This window comes from Maridesulfovibrio salexigens DSM 2638 (assembly GCF_000023445.1).
GTDB lineage: Bacteria > Desulfobacterota > Desulfovibrionia > Desulfovibrionales > Desulfovibrionaceae > Maridesulfovibrio > Maridesulfovibrio salexigens.
Genome location: NC_012881.1, coordinates 1,554,548 through 1,576,803, shown reverse-complemented (window position 1 = coordinate 1,576,803; position 22,256 = coordinate 1,554,548). Strand labels below are relative to the sequence as shown.

At 41.8% G+C, this 22,256-nt stretch carries 23 protein-coding genes; 4 read left to right on the top strand and 19 right to left on the bottom strand.

The features are described 5' to 3' along the window. Positions 1–99: 99 nt before the first annotated feature. From DESAL_RS07240 to DESAL_RS07220, 5 genes are all read right to left on the bottom strand, one after another. Complete coding sequence (locus DESAL_RS07240) at positions 100–870, bottom strand: hypothetical protein (RefSeq protein ID WP_015851323.1); 771 nt, start codon at positions 868–870, stop codon at positions 100–102. 1 nt (position 871) lies between these two features. After that, positions 872–1,369 carry a hypothetical protein gene (locus tag DESAL_RS07235; protein ID WP_015851322.1) on the bottom strand — a complete coding sequence of 166 codons (498 nt, stop codon included), beginning with the start codon at positions 1,367–1,369 and terminating at the stop codon, positions 872–874. Then, on the bottom strand, positions 1,366–3,462 hold the full coding sequence (locus DESAL_RS07230; protein WP_015851321.1) for a phage tail protein: 2,097 nt from the start codon (positions 3,460–3,462) through the stop codon (positions 1,366–1,368). Before DESAL_RS07230 ends, DESAL_RS07235 begins: the two co-directional genes overlap by 4 nt. A gap of 2 nt (positions 3,463–3,464) precedes the next feature. Next, positions 3,465–4,058, bottom strand: a complete 594-nt coding sequence (locus DESAL_RS07225) for a phage connector family protein (RefSeq protein WP_015851320.1) — start codon at positions 4,056–4,058, stop codon at positions 3,465–3,467. A 138-nt stretch (positions 4,059–4,196) separates the two neighbouring features. Next, positions 4,197–6,440: an ATP-binding protein gene (locus tag DESAL_RS07220; protein WP_245543797.1), complete on the bottom strand. Its 2,244-nt coding sequence runs from the start codon at positions 6,438–6,440 to the stop codon at positions 4,197–4,199. A 246-nt stretch (positions 6,441–6,686) separates the two neighbouring features. Here DESAL_RS07220 and DESAL_RS07215 point away from each other — a divergent pair, with 246 nt between their 5' ends. Then, entirely contained in the window at positions 6,687–7,190 is a 504-nt protein-coding gene (locus DESAL_RS07215) for a phosphate-starvation-inducible PsiE family protein (RefSeq protein WP_015851318.1), read from the top strand. 25 nt (positions 7,191–7,215) lie between these two features. Next, complete coding sequence (locus tag DESAL_RS20210) at positions 7,216–8,124, top strand: universal stress protein (RefSeq protein ID WP_015851317.1); 909 nt, start codon at positions 7,216–7,218, stop codon at positions 8,122–8,124. Between the two features lie 292 nt (positions 8,125–8,416). On the opposite strand, the gene DESAL_RS07200 is transcribed toward DESAL_RS20210, so the two are convergent. From DESAL_RS07200 to DESAL_RS07180, 5 genes are all read right to left on the bottom strand, one after another. After that, positions 8,417–8,809 (bottom strand): Bbp16 family capsid cement protein, encoded by a 393-nt coding sequence (locus DESAL_RS07200; RefSeq protein ID WP_015851315.1) that lies wholly within the window; start codon positions 8,807–8,809, stop codon positions 8,417–8,419. A gap of 18 nt (positions 8,810–8,827) precedes the next feature. Then, the gene (locus tag DESAL_RS07195; protein ID WP_015851314.1) at positions 8,828–9,283 is read right to left on the bottom strand and encodes a major capsid protein; all 456 of its coding nucleotides are present in this window, start codon (positions 9,281–9,283) and stop codon (positions 8,828–8,830) included. A gap of 263 nt (positions 9,284–9,546) precedes the next feature. Then, entirely contained in the window at positions 9,547–9,891 is a 345-nt protein-coding gene (locus DESAL_RS07190; RefSeq protein ID WP_015851313.1) for a hypothetical protein, read from the bottom strand. 14 nt (positions 9,892–9,905) lie between these two features. Then, entirely contained in the window at positions 9,906–10,505 is a 600-nt protein-coding gene (locus tag DESAL_RS20035; protein WP_015851312.1) for a helix-turn-helix domain-containing protein, read from the bottom strand. 204 nt (positions 10,506–10,709) lie between these two features. Beyond that, positions 10,710–12,029 carry a tyrosine-type recombinase/integrase gene (locus tag DESAL_RS07180; RefSeq protein WP_015851311.1) on the bottom strand — a complete coding sequence of 440 codons (1,320 nt, stop codon included), beginning with the start codon at positions 12,027–12,029 and terminating at the stop codon, positions 10,710–10,712. A 769-nt stretch (positions 12,030–12,798) separates the two neighbouring features. Here DESAL_RS07180 and DESAL_RS07175 point away from each other — a divergent pair. Beyond that, positions 12,799–13,428 (top strand): recombinase family protein, encoded by a 630-nt coding sequence (locus tag DESAL_RS07175; RefSeq protein WP_015851310.1) that lies wholly within the window; start codon positions 12,799–12,801, stop codon positions 13,426–13,428. Between the two features lie 37 nt (positions 13,429–13,465). On the opposite strand, the gene DESAL_RS19680 is transcribed toward DESAL_RS07175, so the two are convergent. From DESAL_RS19680 to DESAL_RS20200, 7 genes are all read right to left on the bottom strand, one after another. Then, entirely contained in the window at positions 13,466–13,915 is a 450-nt protein-coding gene (locus DESAL_RS19680) for a hypothetical protein (RefSeq protein ID WP_015851309.1), read from the bottom strand. Positions 13,916–14,832: 917 nt separating this feature from the next. After that, the gene (locus DESAL_RS07165; RefSeq protein WP_015851308.1) at positions 14,833–16,587 is read right to left on the bottom strand and encodes a hypothetical protein; all 1,755 of its coding nucleotides are present in this window, start codon (positions 16,585–16,587) and stop codon (positions 14,833–14,835) included. A gap of 170 nt (positions 16,588–16,757) precedes the next feature. Then, complete coding sequence (locus DESAL_RS07160) at positions 16,758–17,645, bottom strand: hypothetical protein (protein WP_015851307.1); 888 nt, start codon at positions 17,643–17,645, stop codon at positions 16,758–16,760. A gap of 105 nt (positions 17,646–17,750) precedes the next feature. After that, positions 17,751–18,593: a hypothetical protein gene (locus DESAL_RS07155; protein ID WP_015851306.1), complete on the bottom strand. Its 843-nt coding sequence runs from the start codon at positions 18,591–18,593 to the stop codon at positions 17,751–17,753. Positions 18,594–19,051: 458 nt separating this feature from the next. Beyond that, complete coding sequence (locus DESAL_RS07150; protein WP_015851304.1) at positions 19,052–19,756, bottom strand: hypothetical protein; 705 nt, start codon at positions 19,754–19,756, stop codon at positions 19,052–19,054. An 86-nt stretch (positions 19,757–19,842) separates the two neighbouring features. Continuing rightward, positions 19,843–19,989 carry a hypothetical protein gene (locus tag DESAL_RS20205; RefSeq protein WP_157046933.1) on the bottom strand — a complete coding sequence of 49 codons (147 nt, stop codon included), beginning with the start codon at positions 19,987–19,989 and terminating at the stop codon, positions 19,843–19,845. Continuing rightward, positions 19,976–20,122 (bottom strand): hypothetical protein, encoded by a 147-nt coding sequence (locus tag DESAL_RS20200; RefSeq protein ID WP_015851302.1) that lies wholly within the window; start codon positions 20,120–20,122, stop codon positions 19,976–19,978. The genes DESAL_RS20205 and DESAL_RS20200 overlap by 14 nt, the downstream gene beginning before the upstream one ends. A 156-nt stretch (positions 20,123–20,278) precedes the next feature. On the opposite strand from DESAL_RS20200, the gene DESAL_RS07145 reads away from it, so the two are divergent. Further along, positions 20,279–20,602, top strand: a complete 324-nt coding sequence (locus DESAL_RS07145) for a helix-turn-helix domain-containing protein (RefSeq protein ID WP_015851301.1) — start codon at positions 20,279–20,281, stop codon at positions 20,600–20,602. A gap of 62 nt (positions 20,603–20,664) precedes the next feature. On the opposite strand, the gene DESAL_RS07140 is transcribed toward DESAL_RS07145, so the two are convergent. Both DESAL_RS07140 and DESAL_RS07135 read right to left on the bottom strand, forming a co-directional pair. Continuing rightward, positions 20,665–21,051 (bottom strand): DUF6573 family protein, encoded by a 387-nt coding sequence (locus tag DESAL_RS07140; RefSeq protein ID WP_015851300.1) that lies wholly within the window; start codon positions 21,049–21,051, stop codon positions 20,665–20,667. 206 nt (positions 21,052–21,257) lie between these two features. Next, positions 21,258–22,028 (bottom strand): hypothetical protein, encoded by a 771-nt coding sequence (locus DESAL_RS07135; protein WP_015851299.1) that lies wholly within the window; start codon positions 22,026–22,028, stop codon positions 21,258–21,260. Positions 22,029–22,256 lie beyond the last annotated feature (228 nt).

The following is a 22,256-nucleotide window of genomic DNA, read 5'->3' as shown; positions in this document are numbered from 1 at the left end:
TCATTTTAATACCGACCTTATGCTTGTAGCTTAAAAATAAAGGCGGACCCGAGTAACTCAACTCAGGTCCGCCTTGAATAACGATAATGCGGCGAATAATTACCCGCCGAGATTTGAACCCAGCATGCTTCCGGCCAGACTCATCCCCTGACTCAAAAGTCCACCATTAATTGATGAATCGCTTTTATTTATATCCTCTTGCACCATATTGGAGTTCAGCACTGACTTGCTTTGTGCTGACCAAACCGACAAATCACCATGCTCAATCATCCTGTTTGAATTCACCTCTGCCTGATATTTTACGATTTCAGCATCGTAAGCAGCCTGACGGATAGTATCCTCCCGCACATCTACAATTGAGCCGGAATCAAGTCGAACCCCTTTATGTCCTGAAATCGAATGGTTGCGACGGTATAATTCACGGCGCAAGGTTGCTAACTTGATTTCCGCATCCTGATTGATAAGCTGTGCTTCTTTGTAGCTAACGCTTCGATTGTAAACACCCTGCTCCATAAGATGATAATTATTCACCTCAGTCATCTGGGAATTATACAGCACTGCGCTTCGTTCCTGACTTCCACCGAAAATAGACTGCCCAAACTGGGTCATCATCCCCAGAGAACCGGAACCGCCTCCTCCACCAAGCAAGCTTCCTCCAACACTGGATGAACCGCTGGAAGTTGCGCCGCTTCCACCCAAAACACCGCCAACGCTTCCCATCATATTTGAAAAGCCACCAAAAACATCTGAACCAACATTCCAAGGCATTCCCTGCCCGGAAGTTTCCGTAGATGAAGATCCAGTTGCCATATTACCTAAAGCACCCATGAGCATCTGCGACCCATAATTAAAAGCAACTCCCATCGCCATATCAACTCATCTCCGTTTTATTTTTCCTTATCCGTCGCAAAGCATGGAAGTAATAATCCCTGCCCAGCCGAACTTTTTCATTTTCAAACTCAAAACCACACCACTTGTGCCAGTGCACACTTCTGCTGTTCTGACTGCACACCCATGTATCCAACAGAGGAAATGAGCGCTGGAGCATATCCAGCAACCCCCGTGAAGCCCTTGCAAATGGAAGCGGGGTTCCGTCCATAGCAACACTGCCTACAACCCAAGGACAGCCTACTCCGTCTGAAATAGGCACAACTCCGAAAATCGCTTGAATTGAACAGTTGCGATACAAGCCGTAAACCAGCTTTGAATACTCCACATCACCCATGATGATTGCACGTATGGATTTTCCGGGATGCAACCCTTCCATGTCCTCACGATCACTTTCGCGAATATTTGCGGCGACAATATTCACATCTTCCATGGTAGGAATACCAAGCTTAAACGGTGCAGCCTTTTTTACCCGATTCACGAATACACCGAAACTTCCGGTATAAGCGCCAATACTGAAAGCGGTAAGGGTTGATCCTGACGGATATATATTTGCCCGTCGCGGTCATAACCACGGTTAAACTTAACCTCGTAGTCTCCTGTATACAGAGCGGGGGCACCGCCAACCTTATCCGCTGATGTGCGGAACGGGGCACGCTCTAAATGTTCCCCGTCATACCCGACCTGTAACCCGAGAGACTGGAATAACCGCACAGTGACATGCGAAATACGTTTCTTGCGGCCCTGAGCAGTTCCACCGGACATGGCCCCGCCTTCGATACGCAACGTCTTCATGTTGGATATATATGGAAGTCCGGCATGGACGACCTTGGCTGGAGAAGCAAGGGTAATAGCACCATCCTTAACCACCACATCAGGCCGCACAGCACCGTCTGCAAGCACGGAAACAGTTTTACCTTCCAGATGCTCAAGACCGCTGAAAACTGTATCCGCAACTCCCTGATCATAGGTCAGTCCGGAATCCACAAAGAAAGCATCAACTGAACCTTCACCGACAAACTGGTTCTCCATACGCTCAACATATTTACGGGAAATGCCGCCGACTTCCCTTTCAACAACAACCCAAACCTCCTCCTGCGTTGGGCCGGGGACGGTGCAAACTGATCGAAATTTACCGTCTGTGGTATGACGATGGAAGCCCACTACTTCATGCTCACGCTGATAGGTCAGACCGACCATTACTCCATCATCACGGGTCATCCAGATTACGGAATCCGGTGACTGCTGATATGCCCACTCGGTGATGGAGTTGGAACGAGTCAAATGTTCAGCAAGAATGGTCAGATCGGGGGCAGTATAACCGTCCGCCTCGAATGAATAGGAAAGTTCACGGATGGTCCTGCCTTCACGCTGCAAAAACAACATCACTCCACCGACAACCACCGGAGGAATAGCAGCTGAACCGTGGGTAGTTTCACGGCGAACCATAACCGAGTTGGGTGTAACTGAATCCAAACTGCTCCCGCCGGAAAGCCACCATTCGCCGCCGGAAGTGCCCATGATCAGTTTCTTGGCACTAACCATCCAACGGATGGCATTCACCTGATCAGCGGAAAGAGTGTAGGTACACGCATCATCATCCACCACCGGAGAAGAAACCGCGAAATCTTCATACGATCCGGCTTTACTCATCCAGATCGTCTGAGGATTGGATGGGCTGGCAGCAAAGCATAGGCGCTCCTCAAAGAAGGTTACACAGGAAGGAAATCCTTTTTCGCTGTTCCACTCTTGGGGCGGAGAGCTGAACGCGACAAGCTCCATCTTCCAATCGACATGGGATGTACGCGATAGTTTGTAAGGCTGGACCTCCGGGTGAACTAAATACATCACATCAGCAGACTGGGTGAATCGGATCCCCGGCAGATCAGTTTCCGTATAGGGAGATTGTATTTCGACAGGACTCCCCTGATCATCCACCACAATCCCGCCATTTTTAAAAATACGAATATTACGGTCAGTAAATTCCAAAACGTAAGCCTGCTCGGTAGAGAATTCAAAAGGGATAAGGCGGGTAGCAGGATTGATTTCCCGAACCTGTACAGCCTCGACAGCACCGGAGAAATCTGCATCTGCAATAATTGAAAGCAGTCCATCAGCATCTGCCTTGGACCGGAAAGTATAGCTTCCGTCAGCAGCAACATACTCACTCAGGCTGTCACTTCCGGCACTGACACAAACCGCACCGGAATTAAATCCGGTCACATTGAAGCTGATCTCATAAATACGGTCCGCGACAAGCTCTAAGTTCCTGCTAAGAGTTGACTCATCTGTCTGTGATCCATCGCAGGATGCATTTGCCGAAGCCACGGTCCAGCCATTCCCGACAGTCCAGTTAATTGCGGAATCAAGGCTTGCTGAGGGGAGCTGGTTACGGCCCATAACCTCACGGATAAAACGAAAACCAGTCCTGCGCGAAGCCCCGCCATGAGGATGCGTAAACATGTTTTCAAGCTCGGCAAGACCGTTGGAATATTTAGCAAGATCCACCCTTCCGCCAAGCCGTGGAGAAAGTTCCCCGGCACTGAAATTAGTCATAATGAGGGACACTGACATAACTAAGCCCTCCAGACAGGTGAATCCATACCGTGAATTCCCCGTGCTTCCAGCCACGGATCGCTGGGGATATTGTCCTCCCGTCCTTCAGCTGAATCCGCCAAACGCGCAGACTGCATGGCATTAAGGTAAAGAGTCCACATTTCCCGTGCCTTGGTAGTGGAGCCGGTTATATCATCAGCCATTTCCGCAGCCAGCCGCGCTGCAAAAGCCATTACAAATGAAGGGTCAAAGAGAACCGGATTGGTCACCTTCATAGTATAAACAGCCGAGGCACCATCACGGTCAGTCAGGATTTTATCCCCTTCGACAACAAATTCATCATCCGGGGAATTCAGCTGCCTAAGATGCAGGCAATCTGAAGGAAGCTGGTACTGGTGGACAAAGCCGAAAGCCGGATTATCCGCAAGTTTAGCCAGTCTTATGCGTGAAGCAGCAAAATTCCACGGATGCTCACGAAGAACCGCATCGCGGACCTGATCATAAAAGAGATTACAAGTAACAGCCTCCTGCGAACTGTCACTTAATGATTCAATAAGTCTGGCACCAAGTTTACGTAGGGCGAGATTACAAATTTTAACTTCTGAAACAGCCATATTTTTCCTGATATGTTTCGGAAATACGCATTATTACGATTTCCTTTTCATAGTCAGAATAAAATTGAAGGCGGACCTGAGTAACTCAACTCAAGTCCGCCCGTACTGTTTCAGTAATTGAAATATTGTTTCGGAAATTTATTCTTTGTAAAGCGGTAAGCGAACCACAAAACGAGTGCCCTTGCCGAGCTCAGAAAAAACCTCCATGGAACCTTTATGCCGTCTGGTTATAATAAAATATGAAATAGAGAGGCCAAGCCCGGTCCCCTTACCCACTGACTTTGTGGTATAAAACGGTTCAAGTATCCGTTTACGAACTTCCTCGTCCATACCGGGACCATTATCCTCTATCTCCAACACAGCCATGGACATATTTTCGCGGATACGCAGGACAAAACACGGACCATCGTCAACATATGACTTTTCGCCCATAGCTTCCGCACCGTTTTTCAATAAATTCAATACAACCTGCTGAATTTCAACTTCATCACAATTTATCAATGAATTGGGAGAATCAAACTCCTTAGTAATTTTTATTTTCTTAAAATCATAATTTCGATTGTAATCATAATCCTTCATAACCAGACTTAAAGCATTTTCAACAATTGAGTTCAAACTGTGAGGCTCAAAATCGCTGCCGCTCTTGCGACTGAAACTAAGCATTCCACGAACAATAGTTGCTGCCCTGAGTCCTGATTCATAAATACCATCCAAAAACTTTAAACAATCCCTGCGTTCCAGATATTCTGTAATTGCTGAAAACGGTATCCCGCACTCTTCTGCGACCAGAATATTCTTTTTGCTTTCACTGCCCAGTCGCTTTTGCAAATTCTGAACAGCACCAACGATAGCGGCCAAAGGATTATTAATTTCGTGTGCCATTCCTGCTGCAAGTCCGCCGACAGACATCATTTTCTCGGACTGAATTATACGCCGTTCATTAAGCTTTCTTTCAGTAATATCCACGACAGAACCTTCAAAAATAACCTTTCCATTTTGATCAGTCGTCTTTCGGGCATTCATGGTAATCCAAACGATCTCACCGCCCTTACACTTCATTTTCACTTCAAAGCCAGAAAGAGTTCCTATTTCCTGCATTGCTGTGAGCAAGGTATTACGCTCGACTTCATTCAAATAAAGTTTCTTTCCAACATTATCTAAGACTTCAATAACTTCTTCCGGAGAATCGTACCCGAATATTGCAGCAAAAGCAGAGTTAGCTGCCAAAACTCTTCCTTCAACACTGGTCTGGAAAATACCTTCCTGTGCATTATCAAATATGGAACGGTATTTAATCTCAGAATGACCAAGATCTCTACGGGCCTTGTGCAGGGCCATAACATTCTTAACTAAAACAATAACGAGAACAATCATGGCCGTGAAAACAAAGACAGTACTCCACACAAGATAAAAATATTCATCATAAAAGGAAAAGGGCTCGTTGAGGATAACGCTTTCTTCAGGAATTGATTCAATAGAAATTCCGTACTTATCAAGAGATTGCCAATCAAAGATAAATGCATTGGCCCCGATCTTAATTACCGGTATATCGGCTGTTTTCTCCCCGGCAAGAACCTTGCGGGCAACTTCGCTCATCATCACACCCTGATGATATCCACTGATAACCTTGCCACCGATTACACCATCACGGAGATTAAAACGCAGAAGACAATAAACCGGTACCGGACTATCCTTTGTAAGAATGCTGCCCAGCTTTTCATATGTTACATATTTACCATCCCGATCAGAGTAATACACACCAAGTAATACGACGCTGCCCGATTTCAAAGAATGTATTTTTTCCCGCAAGCCAGCAATGGTAAGGTTCTCATTATATTCGATACTGACACGATCTTTGAAGGGGACCAGATTCCGCTTTATCGTGGTTTCCCAAGCCCTACCTGTTTTGAGATAATCATTAACAACATAGATGGATTTCGTTTCCGGCAACTGCTTCAGGATACTTTCCACGGTCTCACGCGATGACATTACTTCCGCAACTCCCGTGATTCCTTTTACTCCCTTGATCTGATCATCTGAAAAATTATTTACCCCGCAAAATACAATCGGCACACCGGGAAACAGCTCATCACGATTCTCCAATAGAAAATCGAAGGCATTGTTATCGGAAGACAAAATTAAGGACAGGCTTATATTTTTAAACTTTGCTTCGAGCAGATTTCGGATTCTTGCATAATGTTCAGCAGAATGATGCCGTTTGGTATCCATATATTCGATATGCAGAACTAAATCTTTATAAGGCGGTACCAGTAATGTATCACGAATTCCCTTTTCAATATTGGTAACCCAAGACATTCCGGAGTGATAAGAATGAAGGACCAGAACATGGCGCACTTCCTCTGCACGGACAGGTAAAGCCATAAAAAGAAAAATAACTGCAAGCCCGAATAGTCGCAATAATTCATTGCGAATATATTTGCATATCACTTTTGTCATATAAAATAACTAGCACAGTTTACGGGCTAAATCTACGCAGGACTGAATAAGGACTACAATTTCTTCGAAATTTACAATTTAAAAATTTATTATCCGGCCCACTGTTTTTTATAAATATTACCTGCTAAAGTAGAGTAGAAATATCCTCAACATTGCGAGCGAGGTTTACCTATGTTCTTTTTTGATAAGAAAACTTCTGCAAACCCATGCTCTGACCCTATAATAGACAGATTATGGGTATTGATACGCTTCTCTGTGCGCATTCTGGCAATGCTGATGACTCTTGTCATAATCTGGGGGATACTTGATGTAATATGGGTTCTTTACCAGCGAATGAGAACACCTCCTATCTACTTGTTAAATATCAATGATATCTTAGCAACATTCGGAGCTTTCATGGCAGTGCTGATTGCCATCGAAATATTTGCGAATATAATAATATATCTTGAATACAAGATGATTCATCTAAAACTTGTCATAGCCACAGCACTAATGGCCGCTGCACGAAAAGTAATTGTACTTGATTTCAAAGAAATAGATTACATGCAGGCAATATCACTAGGCCTAATACTCCTCGCATTAGGAGGATGTTACTGGATGGTATGTGATAAGGAGGCCGACACCCCAAAAGTATTTTTAAACGGCCCAAATGACAATTGCGAAATTGAAAAGTAACAGGTCTAAATCAAAAGAGGATTATATGACAAAACAAATCTTACTTTACCTTGGTACTGAAATAGATACCCCACTGATTAAACATGTACTTGATTTTGCGGACAAGAGCGGAGCAGGCATTACCGTTTTGCATGTTTTTGAAAACCCCAAAACATCTGTACTCGACTATTTCAACACTCAGGGAAAGGATTTAAAAAAATATATCCTCGATGGTCACAACGCCAATTTGCAATCTGCTTTGGAAAAAGAAAACATAGAGCAAAGCCGCATCAAATTTTCAGTTCGATGGGGCAAGGGGTTCATTGAGTGCATAAAGGCAGTTAACGAAAATAAATATGATCTGGTCATTTGCCCGCAAACGACACAAGAAAAAGCTCCGGACAGCACCGTAATGCATCTGTTACGAAAATGCCCTTGTCCGGTCTGGATTCACCACGGTCATCTCTGGAGGGGAGCGGTGAGGATTCTTGCGGCAATCGGACCTTTTGATAATTCACCGGGTAACGAATCGTTAAACAGCAACATCCTCAAACATGCAGCAGAACTAAGCCGTGTTCTTGGCGGAAAACTGCATGTAATGCATTGCTGGAAAGGCTATATGGAAGGCGTCACCGCCAACCCATATTTTTCGGAAAATGAAGTGGAAAAATATCTGGATTATGAAAAAAACAGTAGCGAAAGAGCCTTCGAAAACCTGATTGAGGCCACTTCCTTCCCGAATGAACCCCGCAAAGTAATCATGCACGGCGACCCCGGCATATTAATACCGGAATATGCACTGGAAAAGAAAATGGACATAGTCGTGATGGGAAGCGTGGCACGTTCCGGCATAGCGGGTTTACTCATCGGCAATACCGCTGAAAAAGTAGCAGGAGCTCTTACGGAATCATTATTGGCCATCAAGCCTGCCGGCTTCATATCTCCTGTAAAATAATTATTCCCTAACAAAAAGAAATCCCCGGTCAATACAGACCGGGGATTTTACTTTTGTACTGATTCAAAATGCTAAAACCAGACTAGTTTTCTCTCTCCTCTTTCTTAGTTCTAGGCATAGTTTTTTTAGCGGCTGGCTTTGTCTTAGGCCCTCCCGCAGGTTCAAAATGCTCCGCAACCTCAACACCAGCAGCATAATCGACACTCATTCCAGCTTTGAAATGCTGCAACTTACCTTGCGGATTCCTCACGTAACAATCTTTTTTGCAGACGTATTTCACTTACGACCTACCTTAGACGTTAGTCTGATCATTCATGATCAGATAACCGCTGACTTTACCGGCGGTAGCGTTGCTTCCTGTTACAGTAAAGGAAAGTCTCAAGAATCCCTTATGGGTCACCGGCAGGGAAGGCAGAGGAAAGCTGTAGCCCTGCTTAAGTTCTGCCACAGGGATAGAACCGGATTCGAAAAGAGTATCAAAAAGAGAGAAATCATCAGTCCCGGAAGCCTGTACGCCCACACGCAGGCTGGTCAGGGTAGCAAAATCTTCACCATCAACCATCACCTTAAGTCTGACATTACCACCGGAACCGCAGTCTTCACCGACATTGATTACATTCTGGGAAACCGCGCTGGCAGTAACTGCCTGCTCCTCACAAAAACAAAGTTCTTTATCAAGATACATACTCTTAACTCCTTTTAGTTACGCACTGATTGCTGCTTCGGTATTGAGAATGGAATCCACACGACGTACCGGACAACCCCAGAAAGTGGTTACAGGCTTGCCTTCCCAATTCTCAGTCTTGAGCATGACGTTGCTTTTGTCGGACGCTTCAATATCGAGCAGTGTTTTCACAGTCTGATTGCAGTAAATGGCAGTTCTGCCCATGTTAGTATTGGGGATCATGTTCAAACCTTCAATCAGTGCATGACGCAGGGAATTGGAACCGATATTTTTGGGATCAATGGAAGCAATGCGAACGACATAACGCCAGTCGCGAACAACAAGACCGGGAGTCCATTTATAATGGGTACGCAGTCCCTGATACTTACCGCCATTGGCATCTTCGAGGGTCACTTCGCCAAGATCCTTATGACTCAGGCCGTTGGAACTGCCTTTAGGGAAGGTGAAGTGGACGGTCTGATCAGACCAGCACACAATCCAGACGAGGCTGCTGTATCATCGCCAATCAAAATAAAAAAACTACTTTAAATTCTTGATGTTAAGAAACAAATGATAATATAAATACAATAAACAAAAGACAGGACACAACAAGGACACACTTTGGACACAGCTAAGAATGATACATAAGCGAATTTAAAATACTAGAACCAAAGCCAGCGTCTATAACATATAGGAACAAAAAAAGACCGAGCCATCCGGCCCGATCTTATCTTAAAATCAACATATATGACTTAAAATCATGCATAATTAACATGATCTCTTAATTTCCCTTTCATTTCGCTTGAAATTAAAGGGAAATTATTGATTTGCTCAATGATTGAGTCCTTCGTTTCACCTTTATCTGTCAAACCATCAATAACTGCTTTAGCCAAGGCATCTACCCCATACTCAGTTAAGCTACTAGAAAGCATAACAAGCAACCCAAGCACAGCCAGTCCACCAAGCATTCCAAATGGTCCCCCTAGTGCTGCAAGTGCTGCTGTCAAAGCCGCTGCACCAGCAAGACCAGTGCTAGCCATAACAATAAGAAGAACTAAACCAGGAACTCCAAGGCCAACAAGTTTATCAACGACCTTATCCATTATTTCCTCCTAATCTAATCATTATCTTTCGTACATATTTCATACTTGTCATCCACTGCTGTACATGACAAACGATTAGAATCACAAATCGCTTTAATTCCTTTTACCAGAGCGTACCCGGCCGCACCGGTGGCAATAGGAATAGCAGCTACCACAGCAACTCCACCAAGCATACTTCCACCAATTGCAGCCAATCCACTTGTTATTCCTGCTGCGGACAACCCCGGTACAACTCCTGCTGCACCTATAGCAGCAATTGCTCCCCCAACACCAGCAAGAACTCCTCCACTAGTCCCTATTGTTTCTGAAATTTTCTCTTTTTCTGCTTCGGAGAGCTGTGAGTACTTGTAGTACCCGATTGTCACTAGTGCTAAAAGTCGTGAAAGAAATTCATTTGTAGGCTTTGATACACCACGTTCGATTCTTGACAAGGTCGACTCTGAACACCCTATGACTTTTGCCAGCTCACGCCTTGTAAGATTCGAAACATCTCTTACCAGCAACAGTTTTTCACCACAGTTTTCAGCTGTAAGAGATTCAAGCATTTTATCTCGTTGCTCACCACTTTCAAATTCCCATGCATTTTCGAACATTTGTTTTTCAGCAACAGTCATAAAACCTCCTATTTTGTCTTCAGTAAACAACAGGTAACACACAAACAATCGGTGAGTCAACAACAAGTCACCAACAGGTCAAACACAGGTCGCTTTACAACGCCAAGCAATAACAACCTAATATACATGAACTTACACAGCAAAAAGGCCGAACCTTCCGGTCCGGCCTCAAGCAACCATCCATCACGCTCAGGAGTTATTCGACTAAAGCACACCTTCAACAGCTTCCAAAGCACGATCAAGTCCCATCTCATGGAGATATCTAACGGTGGTGTTCGGATTCTTATGACGCATCATTTTCTGAACTACAGCCAACGGTTGCCCATTGTTATATAATGTAGTTGCGAATAAATGACGAATGCCGTGAAATCCAAATCTTTTTACACCTGCTTTATCGCAATGCCTTTCCATGAATCCTTTACGATAAACATAACGTTGCCCATATGTTGGTGCTTTCTTTCTAACCTCAATAAAGACATAATCGCTTTCGCAGGGACAAGCTTTCTTCCACTCTGTTAAAATGCGTTTTAATTCTTTAACCATCGGGATAAGGTTGGATTCCCTGTTTCCATGCTTACGCTTATTAGTCCATAACCTAATTTGGTTTGAATCAAACAAGACGTCTTCCCATTTAAGACTAAAAATCTCATTCTTTCGACCACCTGTATAATAAAAGGTCTTCAGCATAACCCTATCTTGACCTTCCGCAACGTCAAAGACCTTATCAAGATCTTCTTTAGGTGGCACATAACGAGGATGCCTTTGTTCAGGAAACTTCTGGATATTTCTGAAGGGATCAGAATTTTGCGGAAATCCCTCAACAAATCCCCCAGCCCATGACCATGCAGCTTTAAGATGTTTCATAATGATGTTGACCATATTTCCAGTCTTCGTCTTTAAAACCTCTTGAAGAAACTTATTCATTTTAAATGCTGTGATTTCTTCTACAAAACAAGATTCAGTGAAATGAGCTATCAAGGTGTTAAAATGCCGACGTTTTTCCTTCACTGACCGAGGATTAATTCGCCCAGTGCAATATTCTACATATTGATCAGCAAACTCTTTCAATGTGACAGATGACATAGAATTTATGACGGAACTATCTTTATGCTCAACTACCTCCTTTTTGATCTGTGCAACGACTTCTTCAATGATTCCCTTTTTAAGATTTTGCCGTTGCTGGTTTTCCCATTCAACTGCCTGCTGGTAACTTTCATCACTTTCATCATGAAATCGCTTTTCTTTGCGAACTCCATCAACCTGAACAACCCCTTTCCACCGAGACATCTTTTGACGTTTATCTAATGTCGGCATTATTCCTACCTTTTCCAAAATTTTGTTCTCAAAGAACACATAATGTCCGGGTATAACTTCGATTCCACCAAAGTTTTCATAATACCGTAAAACATCCTCTTCATTCACGGAGAAGATTGAAGCTACTTCGTAAGCTTCAAGAGTTTTTCCAAGTTGCACCGAAAGGTTATGGGAAAGATCAGCAGATGTTTGGGATTCTATTTTTTTCATTAGGAACTTCCTGTCGTCAGAAAGTTGAATCAGCATTAATACTGCCCAATGCAGCCCCAATCAGCGGGGAAAAAAATAGGTCCCGCTATCCACCCGGCATACGCCGACAGCGGAATAGCAGCTAATTACAATAAATAGTTAAAGTTCGGTTACTTAGTTACCTAGCCACCATTTCCAGACAATTCCTTCCCATATTTATAAACACTGGACGGCACTGGGGCAAGGCATTTTTGAAAATTTATTCAAAAATATCATTAACTTAACTTCTAAAACATCATAAAAACTACATCAAGATTTTTCGAAGTTTGGGTGATGGTCAACCAGAGCTTTCCTCTATGATCAAACTGATCTTATAAATTGAAATTTGCTTCTACTCTGGCGGTATTCACTAACGACAACCGGACTCATATTGTCTTGCGTGAACCTTTAATGACCATCACCACTACTTTCATTCAGCGCGGACATGTTTGCGCCCACCGTGAATCTGAACAAGTCAGATCAACAATCTATAGCTTGCGTCACCTTCTTGCCGAATTCTCCCTCCGTCCTTATTGCGACCCACGCCCAAACATAACCGCACTTATCTTGATGTAGTTTAAGAGGTTAATTTCTATATTAATATTTTGAATTTAAGAATCATTGAAAAAGAAAACGAACGTAATTTTGATCAAACTTTTGTACACAAATTCCGGGTGTTACATCTTCAAATATTGTAAAATTGATTCAAATTGAAGCATTCATTATTCAACATAAAATTTGGAGCAAAATAATGGCGAAAGTAACTGCATACCTTCGAGTATCGACCACCAAACAAGACGTGGATAATCAGGAACTTGAAATCTTGAAATACTGTAGCGTCCGAGACATTAAGGTTGATACTTGGTTCAAGCTCGCAATGTCTTCCTCAAAATCTATGAGCAAGCGTAGGATTAATGAACTTTTGAATTCATTGAACGAAGGTGACATTCTTCTTGTATCGGAACTTTCCAGATTAGGCCGCTCTCTTAGCCAGATCGTTTCAATAGTAGATGTGCTGGTATCCAAGAAAGTCGAATTCATCGCCATTAAGCAGAATATTCATATCAAGGATGGTGAGCAGGATATTTCAACCAAGGTCATGGTTTCCACATTTGCACTCATGGCTGAGATAGAAAAAGATTTGCTTTCTTCCAGAACCAAGGTCGCTCTTGCCAAACGCCGGGAGCAAGGTCTTACTCTTGGTCGCAAGAAAGGTTCAAGAAGTTCAAAACTTGATGACCGGGTTGATGAAATTCAATCACTTCTCGACCGGGGCTTAAATAAATCTTCAATAGGTAAGATATTCGGCGTTACCCCTCAAAGTATGAGCTACTTCATAAGGACCAGAGGACTAACCCCAAACATTTTAGTAAAATCATAAAAAGAAAACCGCATCTACGGACACGGCTTTCCGATGTTTACTTGGTTGAACCTTTGACATCAATTTTACCGTCAGTTTTCGCCGCAAGTTCATCAACAGACTGACCTTCAACATCACCGGACTTTGAAACGATTCTGGTCAAAACGATCTTTTCATTGTCTGCGCTGATTTCAAACTGGTCATTATGCTTGTAGGTTGAACCTTCAAACGATAATTGACGTTTGGTAATCCTGATATCGCCCTTGAAATTGATCATAGGATTTTTCTTCGCATCACGATAAAGTCCAGCAACTTCATAGAACTTGCCGTCTTCATTGATCAAACGAAGGATATGTTGCTTCAAACTTTGTCGAGATGCCAACCCAAGGGCATCCTGTACCTCGTCAGCGTTCTTACCTTCCTTGATGAGATTTCGCAGAATATTTGCATCATACTTCGATTCAAACATCTTCGACTTCTTCTGATCTTTGGAAACATCTTTTGCCATGTCTTTCCTCCATAGAAATAGTTTTGAACAATATATTTCTATATAAGTGACATGAATTTATGATTTTTTAATGTTTCCAGCATCAAAAACAGCAAAATTCTTTGTATTCTTGAGCCTCCTGCGATTTCCAATTCCCCAAAGGCCAAACATCATATTTTCAAAACAAATTGATCCTAGGGGTCATTTTGAATGAAGAAATTGAACAATTAATGGAACTTTATGGGAATAAATACGGAATATGCCGAAGAATGATGCAAACATCTGACATTTTGACCGGATAGATCAGAAACTCTTAAAAAATATGTCCCTTTGTTGGTTTGATACCTGCCGGGTTTTGATAACTTAATAATCAGTGACGGATTCTAAACCATCGATGTTGTCTACGTTACTAGGAGGGTCTGTTTTGCGATGATCGCCGCAAGCCGGACTAATGGTCCTGTATCTCTTCAATCCTCCTGTATTATGTTGAAGAATCAGGGGCAGACCTTTCCGATTACATTGAAATGAACATAGAGGGTCCGCAGCTATGTTTTTTGAATATAGATAGGGAGAGCATTGCACTCTCCCATTGTTTAACAGGATGATCTGAATATGATTGATATGAACTGAATATACTTAATTAATTATTAAAATTTTAAACTGATTGATATAAATTCTTACTTGATGAACTTATCAAGGATTACCGGACAGGCAGTCGTGATGTGCTAACCCGGTAATCCAAGAAAATGAAATTTGAACTTACTCAGATGGGATTAATTCTTCATATCCATTGGAACCATTTCTCCTTCTAGGATTGATGGCACGATGGATTGATGAAAATGCTCCCTTTTTTTTAAAATTAATAAAATTATATAATTAAATAAATTATATCTGAATTTGATCGTGCCACCGTGCCATCGTTCCAAACGACCCTCGGCTTAACCAAATACAGACTCATACTCTTTCGGAATAGAATCTAATTCTTCCTGAACTTCGACATTCGGTTCCAAATCTTCATCTGGATCAAAAACTTCTCCATACAGTGCATCCATATCTACAAAATCTTCATCAGCTTCTTGAACGTAGCTTTCCTGTATAGATTCAATTTGATATTCAACTTCTTTAAACTCAAATTTACTACAGCGGACTTCCCTACCGGGATCAGGAATATCAACTTTGTGAATCTGGCAATAATCAACTTCATCCTGATAAAATTCCAGACGTTTGCATTTGTTACAGGTGATCGGAAATGAAACAGGATCAACGCCTTCCAAAGGATCATTCAAAGACAGCTTGTACTCAACAGGTCTTTTGTTTTCATATTTATAAAAATCAATCCCGAAAGCGTTAAGAACATCCTCATTATGCTGAAATTTTTTGCCAACTGAACCAGAGCTAATAGGTTCGCCGCCATTGGCTTCAATCTTCTCGTTAATCTTATCAGTTATGGTTGATGAAGGTTCAAGCAAAGCACCACCTGAATCTGTTATAACTTCTACCAGACTTTCAAAGAACAAATCAGAAGTTCCAGCAAGACTGGCTTTCTTTTCAGATTCAAGTCGCTCATGGATAAAAGTATTGGGGTCAAGGCCTAGTTCATAGGCTATTGCTGCGCCGAACTTATCGAAATCCCCAAGTCGAGTTTGGTGATGTAATTTAATTTTATCCTTAATATTCAAGGCCAACACGATCAGATCAAGTATTCCGCCACGAATATCTGGCAGGTCCTTTTGAAACTCTGCATCAATCTCGGATTCGCAAATTCGACTACCGGAACCAATTGAATTCATAGAAATAGGAAGACAACGGCTAAGAAAATCTTTTCGGGTAGTCGGGTTATGGATTGATGTCATTATTACCGGACGTTTATACTCGTAATGAACCATATTTGAATCTGAATATAGTTCACGTTTGGAGTATCCGTCTCCGGTCACAGCTTTGCAGAACATATCAGCAACTCTTTTCGTAATACCGCCGACATTATCAAAGAAACAGACAGGATTGCTATAGAACGCTAAAGCCAGATCACTTTCATTTGATGAAATACTCATCTTCATCGGGCTGGCAGGGTCAAATATCTCCCTTATGCGCTCTGCTGCTGTTGTTTTGCCGCTTGCATGGACACCTTTCAGCAAAAGTATTGGATTTTCCACTGCCATTGGAAGCGAACAAATCCATGCCAGAAGCTTGATTCGGTCAACTTTGCCCTTAACATTGATATACTTGAACAACTTCCAAAGATTTCCGGAGCGGGTAATATTTGAATCGATGCTCTTAAAGTTATCTTCCAGTGAGAATATGACACTGGAGTTCTGTGTTATCTTCCAACCTGATGAATTGATCTCGATTACATTGTTATTTGCAGGATCGCAGAGGTCGATAATCTGATTCTTCCCATCTTGGGCAAAACGTCTATGAATTTCAACTACCTTTGCACTATTCTTTGCTCTTTTTCTCAAAGAAGATATAGCTCCATTCAATGAAGAATTAGGTGCATATTTATTATATCTCATTGAATATTCGACTTCAAACCAATCTTTGAAATCAGGGCAAGAAACTATAGCCAGTTGCTTACGGTGGTTTTCTGACGGAATTTCAACATAAGAATTCTTGCCGTCGGTATGAACGATCAGGTTCTGGATAATGTTCTGAACCTTCTGAGGTTCAGATAACTTTGTTTTTGGTGTTGCCATGTAGGCACCTCCATAGGTTAAAATGTTTATGGTTAGATTTACACGTTCGCATCGTGTAAACGTTCAAATTATATCGTTATTATTTCTATCCATTTTGGGACAATTTTAAAAAGACGTAAAAAAAGGGAAGGCCGAAACCTTCCCTGATTTTTAACTGGATGTTGGCTAGATTAATCAAAATACCAACCATTGTTCGCATGATGCTCTGTCACTTTTTCCTGAAGTTTTTGAAAGAAGTAGATGTTTACCATTGTTCGCAGATCAGTAGCTTTCTTGTTCAGCAGATCAAACCAATCACATTTCAAATACTTTTCGACAAACTGCGGCAGAGGATGCGTTTCGGATAGCTGATCATAGTAAACCTTATTGGGCTTTCTTGGCTTACTCGCGTCATCGTAGAAGTAATATGTTTCGCAACATTTGCTGTAATCGACCTGCCCGGTTCCGGTAACAACAGCTTTGCTATCATTCCAGAAAACAACTGTCCCATATTTGCCATACTGAACCCAAGAACTTGAATCTGCGTATGCAACCGGAGTGTCGGCAAGAATTTTCCAACTCGTTGCCCCAAGCGCATGAACTTTCACTCCATGTTCATGGAAATATTCTGAAAACTTCCTAATGTTCTTACGGTTTTTCTTACCTTCTGGAGAAAATCCCAAAGCAATGATCTTATTTCCATCAGCAATAAACCGATCAGCTTCTTCGCATGTATAGGCATGCATGACCGGAACAATATTTTTGTTTCCTTGACCAAGAAGAAACTGCATATTCTTAGCGTTTTCATAGAACCCATCGTAACCAAAATTTGCATCATAATTAAATGCGAACAGGAAATAACTTCCGATTTTTTTAAGGAAAGCGGCATAACCCGGCAGGGTGATCTGATCCTTTATCTTTTGAGTCTTTGCATTATTTAACGTGTATGCACCGGAGTCTAAGATCAGGTAGCCAATTCTATGGTAATGTGTTTTCAAAAATCTTTCTGTATCACTATTTCTTAAACCGTAAGATAGCAGAACATTGATCTTAGCATCTGGAAAACACTCTAAATACATTTCAAGATGCTTTATTGTAAATGAAGATAAAAATATTAGCATAACAAAACAAAAGGCTACGGGACAATTCCCGTAGCCTTTATAGCTCCTTTAAACTTATTTAATTTAATTGATTATACTTGAGGCACATTTAACGACATTCTTTAAGATGGAAATATCGAGAACTGAAAGTTCTGAACTTCTTTTTTTAATACCATCCATTTCCGATTTTAATCTTGCAAGTATCGAATGTATAGGTTCGATGCTAACAGCATTAAGTTTACGTGAACTAGACTTCAGCAATGCTTTATCAACATGTTCTGACTTTTTATCGTCTGGAACTTTGAGATAGCTATCAACTATTTTTTTATAATCAAACCCAACTTCAGCAGCATCGATAAGAACCTCCAGATCATTTATTTCTGATGGATCAAATGAATTTTTATTTACTGTTCTTAATGCCACTTTGTATGCTGCCCGGCGAGCACTGTCACGCCGAACACTTTCTTTACTTTCATTAAAATTTAACTGATCAAGTACATCGTTAATATTAACTTTTTTATCAGCCTTTCTGACTGCTGCAATATAGTCATGTACTGTGGTAAAACTTTCTGAATAATATTTCTGATCTAACTCCCTCTCACGGGCAACAAGCATAAAACGCTGTAAATTTCTTTGACTTTCACTTAAATATCCTTGTACTTCCTCAAATATTTCTGACCATTCAAAACTGTTATCCAAGCACTTCTCTTTAAGTTTTTCTAAATATTTACCTGTTTGCAGCTTATCTTTAAACACTCTAACCTTGCGTGACCCAAGATTAAGACTATTGATATTGACAGCACATTCCTTAATTAAAGAATCCATTTCCAATTCAAGATCATTATGCTTCTTTACAATTTCAGGTATTAATTTCTTAAAGACTGCATCTAAATTAACGACTCCAGAATTTCCAACAACACTAGCCATAACATTACCTCCTTTTTAGGAAGTTTTTACCGCACGCCGTGGTCCGCCATTAATGGCGAACCATTTTTTACTTCTCACGCCCGGTTATTTAAAAATAATTTCCTCAACCGTAGCCAGCGCATCGCCAGCCTTCACTGCTATTATTTCTATACAACCGGGTAGAATATTAAATTTTTTATGCTTATTTTTCAGTATATTACGGAAAAGACTGAATAACATAGCCACCTAATAGCGCGCCCCAGCAAACCCCAGCAAACCCCAGCAAACATGGATAGATAATACGCTAAAAAATAGGCTTAATACGCCCAAAAACATGACCCCGAAGAGCTATCCAGCTACTCCGGGGACCGTATTATTGCATCGTTTAACACATCATGCAGAAGGCAATAGAAAAGCCCGAACCTAGGTCCGGGCTGGTAGGGTCATAGCGAGGGAAAGAAAGGTACAGTATTTACAAATCAGAACTCAATGGTCGCAACAAGTTCGTCAGGACGAAAGTCAGTAACAACATGGTCAATTGCTCCCGTCATTTTAAAAGAGAGCCCACGCTCCCCGACATCATAACTTACATCCATACCACCTTTTTTGTTAAACGAGTCATACACATATGTGTACCCCAAAGAATCAAGCGCATCAGCGACAGCTTCTTTGGCAATGCTCCGGCGATGTTCCAAGTCAGTCTCAACTTGTATTTTTCTAAAATCATGAGCCATTTCGCTCATGGATGGAGCTACTTGAATCTTATCAACATTGGAACTACGCATCTTCATTACATGTTTGACCGTTGAATCATAAAATGCAGCATAATACGCATCATCCCACGCTTTGATCTTCTGCATCCTTGCATTTTCAATATCATTCTTTGGTGTCGGTCTTTTTCTCTCCGGCTTCGTAGTATCCGTAGACTTTGTTGTCATTCTCTTCACACCTTTATTTCCGTCCTGCATGCTCCCAATGACTCCAAAAATTGCCAAGACTACAACAAGGCCAACCACATAACTGAACCATGAAGTATAGTGGGCTAACAGCATGAAGACTAAAAACACCACTACAAACGTAGTTATCATTTTGGGCAACTCCAAATTATAATAGGAATATATTGCGAAGGTTGCGATCCCCCCGCAGATCAACACACCAATATTGAGAAAACTTAGCTCAAACATCCCAACTCCTTATCAATGGGAAAAATGCAAAAGAAACCCCAGAGGTTAGTCTGGGGCTTCAAAAAACCTTACCGAAACTTATGAATCTAGTTGAGAGTCGAGCAGTTGGTGCAGAGAATGCCGTCAGGGTGGTCCACTCCGGTATCGGCTAAATTGCTCCCGCAGAAACTGCATTTTCTACTAAGGTCGATTGTTTCCGGTTTTACCTGCTCGGTTTCATTATTCATAGTCATCGTATCCCCCATCATGGTCACCATCCCAATCTCCTTCGTTCATGGTCGAGCAATTGCCACAATAGGTGCCGTCTTCGTGATCATAGCCAGTATCGTCAAGATTCTCGCCACAGAACTCGCAATCCTGTCCCATAGGAACCTCCATGTATAATGGTTTAATAAGATTGATATTTTTATTTATTTTATTCCTTTATCAAGAATTGGCAAGAATTTAATTACAAAATTTTCAAGAATCAGCATGTTTATATAAACCACAAGGACCGCCACTATACTGCTCAAGGAGTCGTATATGGCTGAAATTTCGAAATTAGTTGGCAATAAGATCAGATCAATCAGAAAAAAGCGAGGTCTCACGCAGGCCCAGCTCGGCAACGAATCCGACCTGAACGACAAATATATCAGTGAAATAGAACGTGGATCATCGAAACTAACTGTGGATGCTCTGAACAAGATTGCCAATGGTTTGAAAGTTCCAGTCAAAGATATTCTGGACTTCGATACTGCCCAACCGACACGAGAAGAACTTGAAAAAGACCTGCTATGGATGATCCAGAAAACCAGCGATGAACAAATCGTTTTCCTGCACAAGCTAGTCTCCGAAATACTAAAATAATACGCTTCAAATCAAAAAGACCACCTCATCACGAAGTGGTCTTTTTTTGATCAGTACGATCCTTATTCATCCTCAGGTCTACATATGGTCATGACAGGATTGCCATCGTCACCCGCACCGATGATTGCGACAACATGAACTTCTTCAAACTTCGGTCCTTCTTCCATCTGGAACATAACATCGAAATAAACCCGGCTACCATCCCACCGACTTCGGGCGCACAATGCAGCTAGATGCAACAGATCATGCAGACGACCTTCAACTGATTGCCCTGAATTTTCCATTTCTTTCGATGGAACCACATACTCATGGTAAAGACGGTCAGAAACTGCCGTAGGAACTTTGAAGCCAACTTCCTTGGCCTGTTCGGTAACATCGATAAGAACACCATCTTCAATCGCTTGCTTCCGGGTATAACTGTAGATCAATTCGAAACCATCACTATTCATCATGAATCTCCTTTCAAGTTAATATTTTCAATCAACTTAGAAGATTATCCTCTTTCAATTTATCTGGTCACGAAGGTTCCGGCATCTTCTGGAAAGTTCAATCCAACATTTTGGAAGATGGATATACAAGACAAAGTAAAAGCCGAGGCCCCGATAAAGTTCGGAACCTCGGCTAAGTCTGGATAACATTTTTACCGGATCAGAAACTATGCAATTTTTCTCCGATAATAAATTTTTATGACTTCTTCTTTTGGATCAACCTCGTGATAGTAATTAGCACCTACTTCAGGTCGATGTTCTAAAGGGACACCTGCTCGGTCCATACTGTCATCAGAGGCCTTCTTACCAAGACTCCACCCTCTATCATGAAACTTGGCATTATCGGATTTAGTTTTATCCTCATACCCCGTGACTTTATCAAGCTCAACGAACACTTTAAGTGCATAACAAGATTTATAAAAGATAGCTTCGCCAGCACCCGGATCACATTGAAGAAGCTCACAAATATCTTTAAGTTTGACGGAGTTGCTTTCAGAACTTTTCGCTTCTTCAAAAAGAGACTTCAACATCTCAATAGCTTTAGGTTCTTCCTTTTCCGAAAATGATCTTCTTTTAATCAGGAGCTTCCCATCTTCGCCAAGAAACTGGAACTTCTTGCGTAGCTGCATATTAAGATCGCGGATAACATCAACACATTCATCATCCTTGCACCCACAAGCTCCAACAATATCAGAAACGTGTATTTCTGTGCCGAGATGCTTATCCTTTAAAAATTCAGTCAACTTCTCGGTTGGAGACTTAACAGTTGGTTCAGGGTTGTCCTGACCTTCGCCCTTACCTGGCTGGGAATTAGTACCAGAGCCGGAAGTAGGTTGACCACCACCATCCTGCGCACCGGACTGGGGTTCAACAGCTCCAGAGTTTACTTGAGCATTGCCATTGTTTTCTACTTGGTCATTTTTCTTGAAATTTGTCATATTCTTAATCTCCTATATTGTTATGTGATTGATACGATTATCGACATTCTGTCCGGCACAAACATTTAGCAACGCCTCAAACCTTGGCTTTACCTGACAATGCTTGCGAACTTTCAAAATGGTCTGGATAAGTTCTACGAACTTTCCCGGAGCTCTCGCATCTCCACCAGAGATTAAGTCATGATCGCAATGCCCGATGCAACATTGATCAAAGTTGCTTCGAACATC